20 protein-coding genes are annotated in these 16,986 nt (G+C 62.1%); 11 read left to right on the top strand and 9 right to left on the bottom strand.

Annotation, left to right across the window (positions count from 1 at the left end):
* The first annotated feature begins 3 nt into the window (after positions 1-3).
* Positions 4-327 (top strand): DUF4282 domain-containing protein, encoded by a 324-nt coding sequence (locus CHC01_RS01345; RefSeq protein WP_068731168.1) that lies wholly within the window; start codon positions 4-6, stop codon positions 325-327.
* A gap of 126 nt (positions 328-453) precedes the next feature.
* On the opposite strand, the gene ychF is transcribed toward CHC01_RS01345, so the two are convergent.
* The 4 genes from ychF to CHC01_RS01365 all read right to left on the bottom strand — a co-directional run bounded on the left by ychF (position 454) and on the right by CHC01_RS01365 (position 3,409).
* Positions 454-1,551, bottom strand: a complete 1,098-nt coding sequence (ychF, locus tag CHC01_RS01350; protein ID WP_089261789.1) for a redox-regulated ATPase YchF — start codon at positions 1,549-1,551, stop codon at positions 454-456.
* A gap of 9 nt (positions 1,552-1,560) precedes the next feature.
* The gene (pth, locus tag CHC01_RS01355) at positions 1,561-2,184 is read right to left on the bottom strand and encodes an aminoacyl-tRNA hydrolase (RefSeq protein WP_089261791.1); all 624 of its coding nucleotides are present in this window, start codon (positions 2,182-2,184) and stop codon (positions 1,561-1,563) included.
* A gap of 21 nt (positions 2,185-2,205) precedes the next feature.
* Positions 2,206-2,916, bottom strand: a complete 711-nt coding sequence (locus CHC01_RS01360; RefSeq protein WP_068731165.1) for a 50S ribosomal protein L25/general stress protein Ctc — start codon at positions 2,914-2,916, stop codon at positions 2,206-2,208.
* A gap of 241 nt (positions 2,917-3,157) precedes the next feature.
* A complete protein-coding gene (locus CHC01_RS01365; RefSeq protein ID WP_089261793.1) occupies positions 3,158-3,409 on the bottom strand; it encodes an accessory factor UbiK family protein in 252 nt (83 codons plus the stop codon).
* Positions 3,410-3,585: 176 nt separating this feature from the next.
* Between CHC01_RS01365 and lgt the strand changes: the two genes are divergently transcribed.
* The 5 genes from lgt (at position 3,586) to CHC01_RS01390 (ending at position 8,254) form a co-directional block, all read left to right on the top strand.
* A complete protein-coding gene (gene lgt, locus CHC01_RS01370) occupies positions 3,586-4,437 on the top strand; it encodes a prolipoprotein diacylglyceryl transferase (protein WP_089261795.1) in 852 nt (283 codons plus the stop codon).
* Between the two features lies 1 nt (position 4,438).
* On the top strand, positions 4,439-5,563 hold the full coding sequence (locus CHC01_RS01375) for a class I SAM-dependent methyltransferase (RefSeq protein WP_089261797.1): 1,125 nt from the start codon (positions 4,439-4,441) through the stop codon (positions 5,561-5,563).
* Entirely contained in the window at positions 5,560-6,327 is a 768-nt protein-coding gene (pgeF, locus tag CHC01_RS01380; protein ID WP_089261799.1) for a peptidoglycan editing factor PgeF, read from the top strand. The genes CHC01_RS01375 and pgeF overlap by 4 nt, the downstream gene beginning before the upstream one ends.
* 198 nt (positions 6,328-6,525) lie before the next feature.
* On the top strand, positions 6,526-7,134 hold the full coding sequence (locus CHC01_RS01385; RefSeq protein WP_089261801.1) for a hypothetical protein: 609 nt from the start codon (positions 6,526-6,528) through the stop codon (positions 7,132-7,134).
* Positions 7,135-7,300: 166 nt separating this feature from the next.
* The gene (locus tag CHC01_RS01390; protein ID WP_089263589.1) at positions 7,301-8,254 is read left to right on the top strand and encodes a ribose-phosphate pyrophosphokinase; all 954 of its coding nucleotides are present in this window, start codon (positions 7,301-7,303) and stop codon (positions 8,252-8,254) included.
* Positions 8,255-8,265: 11 nt separating this feature from the next.
* On the opposite strand, the gene CHC01_RS01395 is transcribed toward CHC01_RS01390, so the two are convergent.
* A complete protein-coding gene (locus tag CHC01_RS01395) occupies positions 8,266-8,778 on the bottom strand; it encodes a 6,7-dimethyl-8-ribityllumazine synthase (protein ID WP_089261803.1) in 513 nt (170 codons plus the stop codon).
* A gap of 422 nt (positions 8,779-9,200) precedes the next feature.
* Between CHC01_RS01395 and CHC01_RS01400 the strand changes: the two genes are divergently transcribed.
* The 4 genes from CHC01_RS01400 (at position 9,201) to CHC01_RS32200 (ending at position 11,360) form a co-directional block, all read left to right on the top strand.
* Positions 9,201-9,701: a type III secretion system chaperone family protein gene (locus CHC01_RS01400; protein WP_089261805.1), complete on the top strand. Its 501-nt coding sequence runs from the start codon at positions 9,201-9,203 to the stop codon at positions 9,699-9,701.
* Positions 9,698-10,129 (top strand): GNAT family N-acetyltransferase, encoded by a 432-nt coding sequence (locus CHC01_RS01405; protein WP_089261807.1) that lies wholly within the window; start codon positions 9,698-9,700, stop codon positions 10,127-10,129. Before CHC01_RS01400 ends, CHC01_RS01405 begins: the two co-directional genes overlap by 4 nt.
* A gap of 70 nt (positions 10,130-10,199) precedes the next feature.
* Positions 10,200-11,033 carry a pyrroline-5-carboxylate reductase gene (proC, locus tag CHC01_RS01410; RefSeq protein ID WP_089261809.1) on the top strand — a complete coding sequence of 278 codons (834 nt, stop codon included), beginning with the start codon at positions 10,200-10,202 and terminating at the stop codon, positions 11,031-11,033.
* 171 nt (positions 11,034-11,204) lie between these two features.
* Positions 11,205-11,360, top strand: a complete 156-nt coding sequence (locus CHC01_RS32200) for a hypothetical protein (RefSeq protein WP_176454467.1) — start codon at positions 11,205-11,207, stop codon at positions 11,358-11,360.
* 10 nt (positions 11,361-11,370) lie between these two features.
* Here CHC01_RS32200 and CHC01_RS01415 read toward each other — a convergent pair whose 3' ends face one another.
* Genes CHC01_RS01415 through CHC01_RS01425 form a run of 3 tightly spaced genes read right to left on the bottom strand, consistent with a single transcriptional unit; the run spans position 11,371 to position 14,066 of the window.
* On the bottom strand, positions 11,371-12,759 hold the full coding sequence (locus CHC01_RS01415; protein WP_089261811.1) for an ATP-binding protein: 1,389 nt from the start codon (positions 12,757-12,759) through the stop codon (positions 11,371-11,373).
* Between the two features lie 18 nt (positions 12,760-12,777).
* The gene (locus CHC01_RS01420) at positions 12,778-13,503 is read right to left on the bottom strand and encodes a response regulator (protein WP_089261813.1); all 726 of its coding nucleotides are present in this window, start codon (positions 13,501-13,503) and stop codon (positions 12,778-12,780) included.
* Positions 13,500-14,066, bottom strand: coding sequence for a MarR family winged helix-turn-helix transcriptional regulator (locus CHC01_RS01425; RefSeq protein WP_089261815.1), 567 nt, complete (start codon positions 14,064-14,066; stop codon positions 13,500-13,502). Before CHC01_RS01425 ends, CHC01_RS01420 begins: the two co-directional genes overlap by 4 nt.
* Positions 14,067-14,303: 237 nt before the next feature.
* Between CHC01_RS01425 and CHC01_RS01430 the strand changes: the two genes are divergently transcribed.
* Entirely contained in the window at positions 14,304-15,416 is a 1,113-nt protein-coding gene (locus CHC01_RS01430; protein ID WP_089261817.1) for a branched-chain amino acid aminotransferase, read from the top strand.
* Between the two features lie 60 nt (positions 15,417-15,476).
* On the opposite strand, the gene CHC01_RS01435 is transcribed toward CHC01_RS01430, so the two are convergent.
* Positions 15,477-16,874, bottom strand: a complete 1,398-nt coding sequence (locus CHC01_RS01435) for an MATE family efflux transporter (protein ID WP_089261819.1) — start codon at positions 16,872-16,874, stop codon at positions 15,477-15,479.
* Positions 16,875-16,986: the final 112 nt, after the last annotated feature.

Here is a 16,986-nt window from a genome sequence, read left to right on the forward strand (position 1 = left end):
CCGATGTTCGAATTTCGCGATCTGTTTCAGTGGGACCGTTTCATCACGCCCACCATCATCAAGACGTTCTATTGGCTGGTGATCGCACTGATCATTCTGTTCGGCATTTCCGGGATCTTTTCGGGTCTCGCCGCAATGGCCATCAGCCCGTTCGGCGGTTTCGTCCTCGTGATGTCGAGCCTCGCCAGCGTGATCGTCGGCATCATCTTCGCGCGCATTGCGGCTGAGTTCGTTCTGATCGTGTTCCGCATCAACGAACACCTCGGCGCGCTACGGGATCAGGGGCAAAACCTCGGGCAGGATCACGGCCACGGCCAGCAGTACTGAGCGTTAATTCTCTCCGCCGTCATTGCGAGGAGCCCTTGCGACGAAGCAATCCAGTCTTCGCTTGTGGCTCCTGGATTGCCGCGTCGCTTCGCTCCTCGCAATGACGGGGAGAGGACTGAGAATATCTTACGTGTTGAATCGGAAATGCAGCACGTCGCCGTCGGCGACGACATATTCCTTGCCTTCCAGCCGCAGCTTGCCGCCATCGCGCGCCCCGGCTTCGCCACCGAGCCTGACATAGTCGTCATAGCCAATGGTTTCCGCGCGGATAAAGCCCTTCTCGAAATCCGTGTGAATCACGGCTGCAGCCTGCGGTGCCTTGGTGCCCTGGGTGATGGTCCAGGCACGGGCTTCCTTTGGGCCGACGGTGAAGTAGGTGATGAGGTGCAGCAGCGAATAGCCTGCACGGATCAGGCGATCGAGGCCCGCTTCTTCAAGCCCGAGCGTATCGAGGAATTCCGCACGTTCGGCACGTGACAGCGTCGCGATTTCGGATTCGATCTTGGCCGAGATGGCGACCGCAACAGCGCCCTCCTTCTCAGCATGTTCTGCAACCCGCTTCGAGTATTCGTTGCCTTCGCCCGCCGCGCCTTCTTCGACGTTGCAGACATAGAGAACAGGCTTGGAGGTCAGCAGGCCGAGCATTCCGAAAGCGCGCTCTTCCTCGGGCTTGCGCTCGAGAAAACGCGTCGGCTTGCCGTCGCGCAGCAACACCAAAGCGCGCTGGACCAGATCGAGCTGTTCCTTGGCGTCCTTGTCGTTGCCCTTGGCCTTCTTGGTCAGGTTATCGATGCGCTTCTCGCAGGAATCCAGATCCGCGAGCATCAGCTCGGTCTCGATGATCTCGATGTCGGCGAGCGGATCGATCTTGCCTTCGACATGGGTGATGTCGTCATCGATGAAGCAACGCACCACATGCGCGACGGCATCGACTTCGCGGATCGTGGCGAGGAACTGGTTGCCAAGGCCTTCGCCCTTCGACGCGCCTTTCACCAGGCCCGCAATGTCCACGAAGGTCAGGCGCGTCGGGATGATCTGCTGCGACTTGCCGATCTCGGACAATTTGTCGAGCCGCTTGTCCGGCACCGCGACTTCACCGACATTCGGCTCGATGGTGCAGAACGGATAGTTCGCAGCCTGCGCCGCGGCAGTTTCGGTGAGCGCATTGAACAGCGTCGATTTGCCGACATTCGGCAGTCCGACGATCCCGCATTTGAATCCCATGACCCTGTCCTAATTCTTCGACGGCTTCTCAGCGGAGCCGTTGTCGTCCTTCGACGTGAAACCCTTGGCCTGCATCGTCAGATGCACCTTGTTCTGAAACGACGAGTCCTGACCACCGACCAGCAGGCCGACATGGTCCGACACCGCATCGTTGAACGCTTCGAGCTGAGGCCGTTCGGCCTTGGCGAAATCGCTCAGCACGTGATTATGTACCAGCTCCTTGGCACCGGGATGTCCGATGCCGAGGCGAATGCGCCGATAGTCGTTGCCGACATGCGCGGAGATCGAGCGCAAACCGTTATGTCCGGCAATGCCGCCGCCGACCTTCACGCGCACTTTCGCGAATGGCAGTTCGAGCTCGTCATGAAACGCGGCGATGTCGCCGAGTGAAATCTTCAAATAGGCGGACGCTTCCTGCACCGAGCGGCCGGACTCGTTCATGAAGGTCATGGGCTTCAGCAGGATGACGCGCTCACCAGACAGCGTGCCTTCCGAGGTCTCGCCCTGAAAGCGACGGCGCCACGGTCCAAAACCGTGACGCCGCGCGATATCATCGAGAACCATGAACCCGATATTGTGCCGGTTGCCCTGGTATTTGGCACCAGGGTTTCCGAGTCCAACAAAGAGAAGCATGACGCGGAGCTCCGCGCCGGATTACTTCTTCTTCGCCGGAGCGGCGGCAGCGGCCGGAGCCTTTGCACCAGCGGCGGGGGCCTTGGCGCCGGCAGCCGGAGCCTTGGCACCAGCAGCCGCGGGAGCCGCAGCAGCAGCCGCAGGGGTCGCAGCTTCTTCACCGTAGCCCGACGGCGGCACGATGGTGACCAGCGTCAGGTCGGCATCGCGAGCCAGCGTCTTCACGCCCTTCGGCAGAACAACGTCGGTGATGTGCAGCGACGTGCCGATATCGAGCTGGCCGACATCAACTTCGAGGAACTGGGGAATGCTCTCGGCTTCGGCTTCCAGTTCGATCGTGTGGGTCACGATGTTGATGGTGCCGCCACGCTTCACGCCCGGAGCGCCTTCAGCGCCCTTGATGTGCAGCGGAACGCTGACGCGAATGGTCGCGCCTTCGCCGAGGCGGAGGAAGTCGACGTGGAGCGGGAAGTCCTTGACCGGGTCGAGGTGGAAGTCGCGCGGAATCACGCGGTGCTTCTTGCCCTCAAGCTCGATGTCGTAAATCGTGGTGAGGAACCGGCCTGCCAGAATGCGCTGACGCAGTTCGGCATCATTCACCGAAATCGCCACCGGGGGCTTGTTGTCACCATAGATCACTCCGGGCACTCGGCCGGCGCGACGCTCTGCCCGTGCGGCCCCCTTGCCGCCGACCGGACGTGAGGTCGCCTTCAATTCCTTGACGGTCGCCATCGTTTAAGTCCTTGTTTTCTAAAAGTTAAAGGCCGCAATGCGGCCCGTTTTCACGCTGCAGCAAGCCTCCAGGGGTGCGGGGGCTGCGGACGTGGGCGGCTTCTACCGCCGAAACGCCAAAAAGACAAGGAAATGACAGGCTTTTTCTTCGTCGGCGGGCCCCTTCCAGGGGCTTATTTTGGCCGTCTATGCACGGGTAGCCGATGTCTGGCGCGCCGTGCAGGCCACCGCAGGCTTCCACTCAGCCGCCGAGCTTGGCTTCCAGCGCTGCGATCCGAGCCTTCAGCGCCTCGTTCTCCTCGCGGGCGAGCCTGGCCATATCCTTGACCGCCTCGAACTCCTCACGCTTCACGATATCGAGGTCGCGCAGGATCTTCTCAGCCTGGTTGCGCACAACCGTATCGACCTCGCGCTTGACGCCCTGAGCCGCGCCGGCGGCATCATTCATCAGGCGGCCGATCTCGTCGAAGAACCGATTGTTGGTCTGGGTCATGGCAAGAACTCCGGTCGGATGAACAAACACGCGGGATTAAGTTGTAGATCGACAATGGCGATCCCGACCGCGCAGTTCAAGTATCGCCTGCTTTTGGCGTTCACAACTGCAGAAGTCCCTTAATTCGTCACATGCCAATGCTTTACTGGCGCCATCGGGAGCCGTAAGCCCACCACATGCCATTCCTGACCATCGCCTTCCCCGTTTTCGATCCGGTCGCCATCGCGCTCGGCCCCATCGTCATTCGCTGGTACGCGCTGGCCTATATCGGCGGCATCGTGCTCGGCTGGATCTATGCGCGCGCGCTGATCAAGAGCACGAAACTGTGGGGCGGCCCCTCACCGATCTCCCTGCTGGATTTCGACGACTTCATCCTCTGGGTGACGATCGGCATCATTGTCGGTGGCCGCACGGGCTATGTGCTGTTCTACAATCTCGATTTCTTCATCGCCCACCCCGCCGAGATCTTCGAGCTCTGGAAGGGCGGCATGTCGTTCCATGGCGGCTTCATGGGCTGCGTCTTTGCCGTGTTTCTGTTCTGCTGGAAGCGTGGCCTGTCGATCCTGTCGCTCGGCGACATCACCTGCGCGGTCGGCCCGATCGGCCTGCTGCTCGGACGCCTCGCCAATTTCATTAACAGTGAATTGTGGGGCCGCCACGCCGATGCGAGCGTGCCTTGGGCGATGGTGTTCCCCAATGGCGGGCCGCTGCCGCGCCATCCCAGCCAGCTCTATGAGGCCGGCCTCGAAGGCATCGGGCTGTTTCTCATTCTCGCCCTGATGATCCGGGCCGGTGCGCTGAAGCGGCCTGGCCTGATCCTCGGCGCCTTCATCTTTTTTTATGCGCTGGCGCGTATTACGGGAGAATTCTTCCGCGAGCCGGACCCGCAACTCGGATTTCTGTGGGGTGGGCTCACCATGGGCATGCTGCTCTCCGTGCCGATGATATTTGTGGGACTCGTTTTGATGGTGCGCGCCTGGCGAAAGCCGCAGGCATCGCTCGAATTGAGCCCAGGCAAGAAGGCCTGATGTGACCGACCAATCGCCGCTGCAGGATGAAATCAAGCGCCTGATCAAGTCCACCGGACCCATGCCGGTGTGGCGCTACATGCAGCTGTGCCTGACCCATCCGCAACACGGCTACTACATTTCGCGCGATCCGCTCGGTCGCGAGGGCGACTTCACCACGTCGCCCGAAGTCAGCCAGATGTTCGGCGAGCTGCTCGGCCTGTGGTCGGCTTCGGTCTGGCGAGCCATGGGCGCGCCGCCTTTTGTGCATCTGATCGAGCTTGGTCCCGGACGCGGCACCATGATGGCCGACGCGCTCCGCGCCCTACGCGTGCTGCCGCCGCTGTATCAGGCGCTCAACGTGCATCTCGTCGAAATCAATCCGGTGCTGCGCGAGAAGCAGAAGGCGACGTTATCCGGCACCCGCAACATCACCTGGCATGACAGTATCGAAACCGTCCCCGCGGGCCCATCGATCATCCTCGCCAATGAATATTTCGACGTGTTGCCTATCCATCAGGCCGTGAAGCGCGAAGGCGGCTGGCACGAGCGCATGGTGGATATCGACAGCAACGGCCAGCTGATGTTCAGCGCGTCAACCGATCCGCTGCCGCGTTTCGATGTGCTGCTGCCACCGCTGGTGCGTGCAGCCCCTGTCGGCGCGGTGTTCGAATGGCGCCCCGATACCGAAATGATGAAGATTGCCAGCCGCGTCCGCGACGAAGGCGGCGCAGCTCTGATCATCGATTACGGTCATGTCCGTAGCGATGCCGGCGACACCCTGCAGGCTATCGCGCAGCACAGCTATGCCGATCCGCTGAAGAATCCCGGCCAGGCCGATATCACCGCGCATGTGGATTTCCAGGCGCTCGGCCGCGCGGCGGAGGATGTCGGCGCACGCGTGCACGGGCCGGTGACGCAGGGCGAATTCCTCAAGCGCCTCGGCATCGAGACGCGCGCGCTGACCCTGATGGCCAAGGCCACGCCGGAAGTTTCCGAAACCGTCTCGGGCGCACTGAAACGCCTGATCGACAGCGGCCGCGGCGGCATGGGCTCGATGTTCAAGGTGGTCGGCATCTCCGATCCCAATATCGACACGCTGGTGGCGCTGAGCGACGACACCGGCGTCGAGGCCCCGACATCATGACTTTCACATCACCTTTGCTGTCAGCCATTCCCGGCCTGCGCCACGCGTTCTTCACGCGCGACGGCGGCGTCTCCGAAGGCATCTATGCCGGCCTCAATGGCGGACTCGGATCGAACGACGATCCCGCGCATGTGGCGGAGAACCGCCGGCGCATGGCAGCGGGGATGGGCGTCGATCCCCTGCACTTCCTCACCGCCTATCAGGTGCACTCACCCGATGTCGCTGTCGCCAAGGCGCCGTGGAACGGCGATTCACGGCCGCGCGTCGATGCCATGGTGACGAAGGTCGAGGGCCTGGCGCTCGGCGTCACGACGGCCGATTGCGGACCGGTGCTGTTTGCCGATCCCAAGGCTCGCGTCATCGGTGCCGCTCATGCCGGCTGGAAGGGCGCCTTCACCGGCGTGCTCGAGGCCACCATCGCGGAGATGGAAAAACTCGGCGCCGACCGCTCCGACATCGTGGTCGCGATCGGTCCGCTGATCCGCCAGCCAAGCTATGAGGTCGGGGCCGAATTCGTTGAGCGCTTCACGCAGTCCGATGCTGGCTTCGCCCGGTTCTTCATTCCCTCAACCCGCGCCGGTCATGCCATGTTCGATCTCGGCGGCTTCATTCGGATGCGGCTGGAGCGCGCCGGCATTGCCATTATCGATGACACCGGCATCGACACCTATCCCGACAGCAACCTGTTCAGCTATCGCCGGTCGGTGCATCGGAACGAGCCGGATTACGGACGCCAGATCCACGCCATCGTGCTTGAGCGGTAACTCGCGCGTTGACGCGCCGTTATCCTTAACGCGTCCGAACTGCCTCAAACTGAACGCGAATTGTCGGGGCGCGGTGACCGTTTCGGTCACCCTGGAAAGACCTGTGGCCGCGCTGCCCTAGACCTTAACGCATTTTAACGATATCGCTCGACCTGTCCGGCGCCGCTTGCGGCAAACGGACGGAAGTCGGGACGCCCTATGCGATTTTCTGCCCTTACGACCGATCGAGCCAGACCGCGCCTGATCCAGGCTGCGCTGTTGCTGACCGTAGCGTTTGGGCTTGCCGGCTGCGCCAATGTCCCCAATTCGGGCGGCGCCATGAACGCGCAGGCCAGCCTTTCCACCACCTCCGGCCCGACGATCGCGTTCGAATCCATCGACGGGCCGCCGCCGCAGGTCTTCGACCGCATGGTCAACCTTCTGGATAGTGAAGCGCGCCTGCGCAACCTTGCGGTTGTATCGCGCAAGGACAGCGCGGCTTTTCGGGTCCGCAGCTACCTCTCGGCCCAGGTTCGCGGCGGCCAGACCTCGATCGCCTGGGTGTGGGATGTCTATGACCGCGACCAGAACCGTGCTCTGCGCCTGAGCGGCGAGGAACAGGCCGGCAAAGGCGGCCGCGACGCCTGGGCTACTGCCGACGACCTTGTCTTGCGGCGGATCGCGCAAGCGGGGCTCACCGGCCTCAATGGCATGATCAACGGCACCACGCCCGGCGAGCAGCCGCCTGCGCCAAGTGGCAACGGACCTGCCATCGCCAGTACCGATGAATTGCCCGTGCAGGCCACCGCATTTGCCGAGACGCGCTGACTTCAGTTCACGTTAAGCAGAGGCCCGTTTTTACGCAGGAAAACAGCGGCCCACGGGTTGCCAGCGGACGGCCGTCCTTGATATCACCTCGCTCAGCTAGACGAGTTCTTGTGGGTAATCCGATATGCTGAACGTTGTATCCACCAAGCCGCGGGGAGACGCGTCGATGTCGGCCAAGAACGGTTCGATCAAACTGGTCGCCGGTAATTCCAATCCTGTCCTCGCGCAGGAAATCGCGACCTCGCTGAATATCCCGCTGACCAAGGCCAGCGTCCGGCGCTTCGCCGATATGGAAATCTTCGTCGAGATCCAGGAAAACGTCCGCGGCTCCGACGTCTTCATTCTTCAATCCACGTCGTTCCCGACCAACGACCATCTGATGGAACTGCTGATCATCACTGATGCGCTGCGCCGCGCTTCCGCGCGCCGCATCACCGCGGTGATCCCCTATTTCGGCTACGCTCGCCAGGACCGCAAGGCCGGTGGCCGCACCCCGATCTCGGCCAAGCTGGTGGCCAACATGATCACCCATGCCGGCGCCGACCGCGTCATGACACTCGACCTGCATGCCGGCCAGATCCAGGGCTTCTTCGATATCCCGACCGACAACCTCTATGCCGCGCCGCTGATGGTTCGCGACATCAAGGAGAAGTTCGATCTCGCCAATGTGATGGTGGTTTCGCCCGACGTCGGCGGCGTCGCCCGTGCCCGCGGCCTTGCCAAACGCATCAACGCGCCGCTCGCCATCGTCGACAAGCGCCGCGAACGCCCCGGTGAATCCGAAGTGATGAACGTGATTGGCGACGTCGCCGGCTACACCTGCATCCTGATCGACGACATCGTCGACTCCGGCGGCACGCTGGTGAACGCCGCCGATGCGCTACTCAAATACGGTGCCAAGGACGTCTCCGCCTACCTCACCCATGGCGTTCTGTCCGGCGGCGCCGCCGCGCGCATCGCCAATTCCAAGCTCAAGGAATTGGTGATCACGGACTCGATCCAGCCCACGGAAGCCGTCAGCAAATCGCCGAACATCCGCGTGCTCTCGGTTGCCTCGCTGATCGCCGAAGCGATCGGCCGCACCGCATCGGAAGAGTCGGTATCGAGCCTGTTCGACTAAGGCTCGCGCCTCTACACGATCCCGGCCGCGACCTGACCGCGCAGACGCTCCAGACTGAGTAGCGTCTCGGCGCAGGCTGCCGCGACCTTGAGGCCGCTCTCCGCAAAGTGCTTGCGGAAGAATGCCGCCCGCTCTTCCGTCTCGTGAAAATCCTCCGGCGCCGTCACGGCCGAGAACACCGGGATCTCGGTGCGTAGCTGCACATCCATGAGCGCACGGATGACCGTGTCCGCCACGAAGCCGCGGGTGCCGCTGTCGATCACGAGGCCGGCCGCGACGATGGCCGTGTAGCGCCGCGTCTTGGCGAGAACCTGCACATGCAGGGGGATCTCGAACGAGCCAGGCACTTCGAACAGATCGACCTGCGACGGGCCGATATGACGCGCCTCGATCTCGCTCAGAAACGATTCCCAACACGGTGCAACGATGTCGCGATGCCAGGACGACTGCACGAAGGCGACGCGTTGCGGCTTGGCAAAGCGCGGATGCTGGACTGCGGATGACTCGGAGGTGGTGTCGTTCATGGCCTGATACTTTCGTTACGGCCAAACTATGCCGAAACCGAACCAGCCCAGCAAGGCCGTCCACAGGCTGTATCGGGCCCCAACAGGACTCCTGCGAGGCCGGGAAAGCTTTCGGGCCCCGCGGCGGAATCAATAGTTACCACCCCAACCGGACTCGCGGCGCGCGAGGGCGCACCGCACAGACTCGCAATCCGGGAATCCGATTCCGGTTTGTTCTCATTGCGGCGAGATGACCTGTGGATGAGGGCCGGTTTGTCTGTGGATGGATTCGTGGTGCCGTTGCGCAGATTCAGCAAATCACATCACTTCAAACTCGCAAGGTCTGGACGAATAGAACTTGCAGCCTGCAGCGACGCTCCGACATTTTCGCGTACCGGCCAGCTGTTTGCATCATCACATTTCAAGAGCAAGGTCGCGACGGCATGTCACTTCTCGAAGGTACTATCGATTCACGGCTCAACCCGCTCGCCGTTGTCGAGGATATTGCCGCCGATCATAACTGGGCCTTCGAGCGCTCCGGCGAAGACGAAGTCACAATTGTTTCTAAAGGTGACTGGATCGATTACCAGCTCTCCTTCACCTGGATGAACGAGATCGAGGCCCTGCATCTGGCTTGCGCCTTCGACATGAAGATTCCACCCGCTCGCCGCGCGGAAGTGCAGCGCCTGATCGCCGCGATCAACGAACAGATGTGGGTCGGTCATTTCGATATCTGGACTCACTCAGGCATGGTGATGTACCGGCAGGCACTGGTGCTGCCCGATGGCCTCACCGCAACGACCGCGCAGTGCGAAGCGATGCTGGTATCGGCGATCCATTCCTGCGAGCGCTACTATCCGGCATTGCAGTTCGTGGTGTGGGCCGGCAAGACCGCAGCCGAAGCGATGTCTGCTGCGATGTTCGACACTGCCGGCGAAGCATGACCGACGCGCCGGTCATCACCGTGCCGGATGCGCCCGGCGAGGCCGAACGGCTGGTGGTCGCAAATGCGTTGCTGGCCTACAATACCAAGACCGTTGGCCCCAACAATCACCAGCCGCTCTCGATCCTGATCCACGATCCTGCGACCGGCGAGCCGATCGGCGGCATCTGGGGCAAGACCGCGTTCAACTGGTGTTTCGTCAAACTGTTCGTCGTGCCCGAGCAGTTTCGCGGCCAGGACATCGGCTCGAAGGTCCTCGCCAAGGCGGAAGAGATCGCGCGTGAACGCGGCTGCATCGGTCTGTGGCTCGATACCTACTGGTTTCAGGCGCGGAGCTTCTACGAGAAGCAGGGCTATGAAGTGTTTGGCGAAATCCCGGACTATCCGCGCGGCGGTCCGCGCTACTTCCTGAAAAAAAGCTTCGTCTAGGTCCGTTCGGGCTGTGCGGCCTGCCCCGCAATGTTATGGTCCCGGCCGTTCTGACAGCCGGGATTTTGCGATGACCTCCTCCACGACCTCACGCGCGCTCAACGATATCGACGGCCATATCGTGCTGGCCGGCGCCGGCAAGATGGGCGGCGCAATGCTGACGGGCTGGATCGCCGGCGGCCTCGATCCCAAACGCGCCATCGTGATCGATCCGTATGTCTCCGACGAGATCAAGGCGCTCGCAGCCAAAGGCGTCCGCCTCAATCCGGATGTGAAGGACATCGGCGCCGTCGCCGCACTGGTCCTCGCCGTGAAACCGCAGATGTTCGCCGAGGTCGGGCCGACACTGCGCACAATCGCGAGATCATCCCTCGTGGTCTCGATCATGGCGGGCACAACCGTCGCCGGCATCGCCAAGGCCTGCGGCGGCAAGGTGGTTCGCGCGATGCCGAATACGCCGGCCGCGATCGGCCGCGGCATCACCGTGGCGGTTGCCGCGAGCGACGTATCGCCGGAGCAACGCGGCCTGACCGACGCGCTGTTGCGCGCCACCGGATCGGTGGAGTGGGTCGAGGACGAGAGCCTGATCGATGCTGTGACGGCCGTCTCCGGCTCGGGTCCTGCTTATGTGTTCCTGCTGGCCGAAGAAATGGCCCGCGCCGGCATCGCTGCAGGTCTTCCGCCTGAACTCGCGATGAAACTTGCACGTGAAACCGTATCCGGCTCAGGCGAATTGCTGCGCCAGTCCGATCTCGACGCGGCAACGCTGCGCAAGAATGTCACCTCGCCCGGCGGGACCACTGCAGCGGCGCTCGCCGTGTTGATGGCCGATGACGGCTTCGAGCCGTTACTGACTCGCGCAATTGCTGCGGCAACGGCGCGGTCGAAGGAACTGGCGAAGTAACGCAGGATTTGATCGGAACTGCCTATGTCGCATGGTCGGGATAAATATCGATCCCGTAGAAATCGGGCCCGCGTCCGAGAAATTCTTTGGCGCGAGTGGGATCCAATTGGCGTTAACACTTCTATTAGTGCGACAGACGAGTATGATTCGTACGCAGACGAAGCGTATGTCATGCTGATTGACAAACACCGATCTGCCGAGGAAATTGCCAGCCACCACATGGGTCTTGGACCACAGCCCGAACTCAGGCTTGCGAGCCAGCAGGTCGCAAACAAAATCTTCGGCTTGGCTTCCGATTTCAAGGCGGAGTCGAACGAGCCATTCTGAATGCCGATAGCTAAACCGGCACCCGCACCACCGCCCTCAATCCGCCCATCGGACTCTCGGCCAGCGTGATATCGCCGCCATGGGAGCGCGCGATATCGCGGGCGATAGCGAGGCCGAGGCCTGTGCCGCCTTCGTCCTGATTGCGCGCATCGTCGAGCCGCAGGAACGGTTTGAACACTTCTTCACGCATATCGGCGGGAATACCGGGGCCGTCGTCGTCCACCGTGACCGTGAGATAGCGATGATCGCGGTGCCCAGTGATGGCGATGTCATTGGCATGGCGCGCGGCGTTGGAGACGAGATTGCCGAGGCAACGCTTGAACGCGGCTGGCTTCACCGTGACTATCGGCAGGCCGTGGAACGTGACCGTCGCCTTATGGCCGTTGCGCTCGGCATCGCTGCGCAATTCTTCCAGCGCCGCAGCCATGTCTGTCGGCTGCGCCTGCTCGCCGCTGTCGCCGCGCGCAAAGGCGAGATAGGCCTCGAGCATGCCCGACATCTCATCGATATCCTTGCGCATGCCATCGACTTCCGGACCGTCCTCGATCAGCGCCAGTTCGAGCTTGAAGCGCGTCAGGATGGTGCGTAGATCATGCGAGACGCCGGCCAGCATGGCCGTGCGCTGCTCCATTGCGCGTTCGATACGCGCCTTCATCTCGATGAAGGCATTGGCGGCACGACGGACCTCGCGTGCGCCGCGCGGCCGGAAATTCGGCGCTTCGCGGCCTTTGCCGAAACTTTCAGCGGCATCAGCGAGTTTGAGGATTGGGCGGATCTGGTTTCGCAGGAACAGGATCGCGACGATCAGCAGGATCGAGGACGTCCCCACCATCCAGAACAGGAAGATTTCCGAATTCGACGCGTAAGCAGCACTACGCTGGGCGAAGATGCGCATCACGGCATCATCGAGTTGGATGCGGATTTCCACGAGATTGGAGCGGCCAACGGTGTCGATCCAGAACGGCCGCGTGATCTGCCGACCGATCTGGACCGACAGCGCCTGATCGAGCAGCGAGAAGAACGGCTTCGGACCGGGCGGTGGCATGTCGCCGAGCGGCAGGAAATCCACCACGAGGCCAAGGCGCTGCTGAGCGATGGCTTTGATCTGCGTGCGGTCCTTATCCTGCGGATAAACCTTGTAGACGTCGATCAGCGTTGCGATGTCCTGCACCACGGCCTGCGACAGGCGCCGCGTCACCGTGTTCCAGTGCCGCTCCATGAACACGAAGGCGACCACCGACTGCAGCAGCACCATCGGCACGATCATGATCAGCAGCGTGCGGGCATAGAGCCCCGTGGGCATCACGCTCTTGAAGCGCCGGCCCATCAGACTGTGCGCCGCAGAGACGCGGCCCGCCGCAGAGCGGAGGATGGTGATGCCAGTGTCGAGCGTGGTCATCGTGCAAACTTCATCGAACTATGGCGACGCGACGAGGCGATAGCCGATGCCACGCACGGCCTGCAGGAAGAGCGGATTGGCCGGATCGGTCTCGATCTTGCGACGCAGGCGATTGATCTGCACGTCCACCGCACGCTCGTTCACGGTGCCACCGCCGCCGGTGAGTTCACCGCGCGGCACGGTCTCGCCGGGCGCTGCGGCGAGCACGCGCAGCATGTCACGCTCGCGGTCGGTGAGATGGATGATCTCGTCGCCCTGGCGTAGTTCGCCACGCGCGAGGTGATACACATAAGGCCCGAATTGCAGCGACTCCGCGCGCTCGACCGGCACCGGCGCACTACGCTTCAGGATGTTTGCGATGCGCAGCACCAGTTCGCGCGGCTCGAACGGCTTGGCCACATAGTCGTCGGCGCCGATCTGCAATCCCTCGATCCGGCTTTCCGCCTCGTGCCGCGCCGTCAACATGATGATCGGCACGGCCGAGGACGTCCGAATGAAACGCGCGAGCTCGAAGCCGGTCTCGCCTGGCATCATCACATCGAGGATCAGGAGATCGAAATGCAGACCGAGCAGCTTGGCGCGCGCTTCCTTGGCGCTCGGCGCCGTGGTGACGCGGTAGCCTTCGCCCGAGAGAAAGCGCGAGAGGAGATCGCGAATACGGCGGTCGTCATCGACCAGCAACAGATGCGGCGCATCGTCGGCCAATGGCACCGGCATACGTTTGGCGGCCTGAGCTAACATCATGTCTTGTTTGTCCTGCCGTCAGTTTTGGCGGATGCCTGGCCCAAGATGACCTGCAGCACCTTGTCGGGATCATTGCGGTCGATCATCGCCGAGAGAAACCTGCCGATCGCTTCAATTTCGACCGGCGTAAAATCCTTGAGCGCGCGGTTGATACGATCGGTCTGCAAACCCGCGAGCTGCGCAACGAGAGCTTCACCCTTGGCCGTGGCGAAAAGAAGCCGTTGCCGCCGATCGGCCTCGCCGGATTTCTGAACGATATACCCTTCATCGAGCAATTGCTTGAGGACACGGCCCAGCGACTGCTTTGTAATACGCAAGACATCGAGCAGATCGGCAACCTTCAGGCCGGGATAGCGATGCACAAAGTGTACGACCCGGTGATGGGCGCGCCCGAAACCGAACTGATCGAGCACATCGTCGGGATCGCCCACAAAGTCGCGATAGGCAAAGAACAACAGCTCGATGATGTCCCAGCGGGGCGGTTTCGCAGGATCGCCGCTCGATTGCCGCTGGATCGTCTCAAGCGATCGTGACGCCGCGTCCTTGGAATTTACGTCAACCATATTGACATATCTTGGGTTCAATCTTACAAAACTGACCATCGCGACGAAACATTAGAACTCTCGCCGCATGGCCCAATAGGGCCGATCTGAGAACCATACCGGACTTCGGCATGGCGCTAAAGCCTGTCCTCGGTCATCCCCCGGGGCCGGAAACGCTTTTGCCGTGGGTCTGCTTGACGTAGAACAACATCGACGCTGCCGCCCCCAGGAGCTGCGCCGTAAGCAGGAGTGAGGTCCATGGGAGTTTCGTTTGATAAAATCGATGGCGCAGCTTTGCTGAAATTCGACATTCAGCCCGCGGCGAACGCAGTGTCCGAGGCGGACCGCGCAGCAAAGCTCAAGGATCCGGGCTTCGGCCGGGTTTTCACCGATCACATGGCCATCGTCCGCTATAATCAGACCGACGGCTGGCATGGCGCGCGCATCGAATCCCGCGCGAATTTCCCGCTCGATCCCGCAGCAGCCGTCCTGCATTACGCCCAGGAGATTTTCGAAGGGCTCAAGGCCTATGTGCGTGAAGATGGCGGCGTGAATCTGTTCCGCCCCGATGCCAATGCCAAGCGTTTCCGGAATTCGGCCGATCGCATGGCCATGGCCCCGCTGCCCGAGCCCGTGTTTATCGAAGCGATCGAGCAACTCGTGCGCATCGACCGCGCCTGGATTCCATCAGGTGAAGGCAGCCTCTACCTGCGCCCATTCATGGTCGCGAGCGAGATTTTCCTCGGCGTGAAGCCGTCCGCGGAATACATCTTTGCCGTCATCGCCTCGCCGGTCGGCTCCTATTTCAAGGGCGGCCCCGCCCCGGTGTCGATTTGGGTGTCGGAGAACTACACACGCGCCGCGATCGGCGGCACCGGCGCCGTCAAATGCGGTGGCAACTACGCCGCGAGCCTGCGCGCGCAGGCGGAAGCCAGCGATCACGGCTGCGATCAGGTCGTGTTCCTCGATGCGGTCGAACGCCGCTACATCGAAGAACTTGGCGGCATGAACATTTTCTTCGTGTTCGAGGACGGCTCGCTGCTAACACCGCCGCTCGGCACGATCCTGCCAGGCATCACGCGCGATTCGATCATCGCATTGGCGAAGGACAAGGGCACGCAGGTGCGCGAAGAGGCCTACACGCTCGACCAGTGGCGTGCCGATGCTGCCAGCGGCAAGCTGAAAGAGGCCTTTGCCTGCGGCACGGCGGCGGTCATCTCGCCGATCGGCCAGGTGCGCTCTGCGAGCGGCGATTTTACCATCAATGGCGGCGCGGCTGGTCCGGTCACGATGGGGCTGCGCAAACAGCTGGTCGACATTCAGTACGGCCGCGCGCCAGACCCGCACAACTGGATCCGCAAGGTTCTGTAAGCGCAGGCGCTTCAAGGCGACAAATGCCGCAGCCTTTCGAGGCTGCGGCATTTTTGTTTGTTAAGCCGCCGGTACGAGGCCGAGTTGCTCGCGCCGGGTCCAACGCCAGAGCATGACCGGTGCAACGACCGCGAGACCCGCTGCCAGCCCAATCCAGATGCCGACGCCGCCGAAGCCCAGCTTGAATGCGAACAGCAGGCTGAGACCCATGCCGAAGCCCCAATAGCCTAATGCGGCAAAGATCATCGGCACCCGCGTATCCTGCAATCCGCGCAGCATCCCTGCTGCGACCGACTGCGCGCCGTCCGCAATCTGGAACACCGCCGCACAAAACAGAAACGACATTGCCGTGTCGATGACGACGGCATTGGCGGGATTGCTCAGATCGATGAAGGCGCCAATCAGGAGACGCGGCGCAGCCAGCAACAACATGCTCATCGACGCCATGAATGCCACCGCAAGGCCAAATGCAGTCCATCCTGCTCGCGTGATGCCATCGCGATCCACGGCGCCTTTGGCCAATCCAACGCGGACAGTTGCCGCCTGGCTTAGTCCCATTGGCACCATGAACGAGATCGATGCGATCTGGATCGCAATCGCATGCGCCGCGATGGCGGCCGTTCCAAACTGCCCCATCAGGAACACCGCCGCATTGAAGACGGTAATTTCGAATGCAAGCGTTGCGCCGATCGGCAGACCGATGCGCCATAGCTTTGCGAGACGTGGCCAATCGGCGCGCCACCAGTTGCCGAACAAATGATAACGCCGGAACTTCGGATGCCATCCGACGACGAGCGCAAAGACAGCGAACAGAAAGACGTTCGACAGCGTGGTCGCAAGGCCGGAACCGCGCAGACCCATCTCCGGGAATCCGAGATGGCCGAACACCAGAACCCAGTTGGCAGCAGCATTGAACAGAACGGTGACGCCCGTCACCAGCAGTGCCCAGAGCGGACGTTGCACGGCAGCGACAAAGGAGCGCAGCACAATGAACCCGAGCGCGGGCAGGAAACCCCATTGCAACATATGCATGAAGGTCTGCGCATCGGCAGCGGCCTGCGCCTCCTGACCGAACAGCAACAGGATCGCTTCGGTCTGCCAGAGAACGATCCATGCCGGCACCGAGACGATCAGCGCCGTCCACAAACCCTGCCGGAATGTTCGCCGGACATCTCGCACCGCATGCAGCTTGCGACCAATCGCTTCCGCCATCATCGGCGATGTCGCAGTGACGAGGCCGATGGCGAAAATCAGAAACGCGAAATAGAGATTCACGCCCAGCGCCGACGCAGCCAAAGCCTCCGCGCTCACGCGGCCGAGAATGATTACGTCGGTCGTGGTGAGTGCGATCTGTGCCAGATTGGTCAGGATCAGCGGCCAGCCGAGCGCCAGCGTCGCTCGCAATTCGGCGAGCCACAGATTGCGCGTTGGCGCTTTCTGATCGACAGCCAGCAGCATGGGATCCTTCACTCGATTTGAGTGACGCGGCTGCAAGGGCTGTCGCGTCAAAATCCGCCCGACAACGATGTCGGACATTCACACATCAAAATGCGCGTGAAGGTGCCGTGAT

Origin of the sequence: Tardiphaga sp. OK246 (assembly GCF_900188215.1) — a bacterium.
GTDB classification, from domain to species: Bacteria; Pseudomonadota; Alphaproteobacteria; order Rhizobiales; family Xanthobacteraceae; genus Tardiphaga; species Tardiphaga robiniae.

Coding starts and splice junctions, on each gene's coding strand:
- CHC01_RS01345 (WP_068731168.1), top strand. CDS start 4: ATGTTCGAATTTCGCGATCTGTTTCAGTGGGACCGTTTCATCACGCCC.
- ychF (WP_089261789.1), bottom strand. CDS start 1,551: ATGGGATTCAAATGCGGGATCGTCGGACTGCCGAATGTCGGCAAATCG.
- pth (WP_089261791.1), bottom strand. CDS start 2,184: ATGCTTCTCTTTGTTGGACTCGGAAACCCTGGTGCCAAATACCAGGGC.
- CHC01_RS01360 (WP_068731165.1), bottom strand. CDS start 2,916: ATGGCGACCGTCAAGGAATTGAAGGCGACCTCACGTCCGGTCGGCGGC.
- CHC01_RS01365 (WP_089261793.1), bottom strand. CDS start 3,409: ATGACCCAGACCAACAATCGGTTCTTCGACGAGATCGGCCGCCTGATG.
- lgt (WP_089261795.1), top strand. CDS start 3,586: ATGCCATTCCTGACCATCGCCTTCCCCGTTTTCGATCCGGTCGCCATC.
- pgeF (WP_089261799.1), top strand. CDS start 5,560: ATGACTTTCACATCACCTTTGCTGTCAGCCATTCCCGGCCTGCGCCAC.
- CHC01_RS01385 (WP_089261801.1), top strand. CDS start 6,526: ATGCGATTTTCTGCCCTTACGACCGATCGAGCCAGACCGCGCCTGATC.
- CHC01_RS01390 (WP_089263589.1), top strand. CDS start 7,301: ATGTCGGCCAAGAACGGTTCGATCAAACTGGTCGCCGGTAATTCCAAT.
- CHC01_RS01395 (WP_089261803.1), bottom strand. CDS start 8,778: ATGAACGACACCACCTCCGAGTCATCCGCAGTCCAGCATCCGCGCTTT.
- CHC01_RS01400 (WP_089261805.1), top strand. CDS start 9,201: ATGTCACTTCTCGAAGGTACTATCGATTCACGGCTCAACCCGCTCGCC.
- CHC01_RS01405 (WP_089261807.1), top strand. CDS start 9,698: ATGACCGACGCGCCGGTCATCACCGTGCCGGATGCGCCCGGCGAGGCC.
- proC (WP_089261809.1), top strand. CDS start 10,200: ATGACCTCCTCCACGACCTCACGCGCGCTCAACGATATCGACGGCCAT.
- CHC01_RS32200 (WP_176454467.1), top strand. CDS start 11,205: ATGCTGATTGACAAACACCGATCTGCCGAGGAAATTGCCAGCCACCAC.
- CHC01_RS01415 (WP_089261811.1), bottom strand. CDS start 12,759: ATGACCACGCTCGACACTGGCATCACCATCCTCCGCTCTGCGGCGGGC.
- CHC01_RS01420 (WP_089261813.1), bottom strand. CDS start 13,503: ATGATGTTAGCTCAGGCCGCCAAACGTATGCCGGTGCCATTGGCCGAC.
- CHC01_RS01425 (WP_089261815.1), bottom strand. CDS start 14,066: ATGGTTGACGTAAATTCCAAGGACGCGGCGTCACGATCGCTTGAGACG.
- CHC01_RS01430 (WP_089261817.1), top strand. CDS start 14,304: ATGGGAGTTTCGTTTGATAAAATCGATGGCGCAGCTTTGCTGAAATTC.
- CHC01_RS01435 (WP_089261819.1), bottom strand. CDS start 16,874: ATGCTGCTGGCTGTCGATCAGAAAGCGCCAACGCGCAATCTGTGGCTC.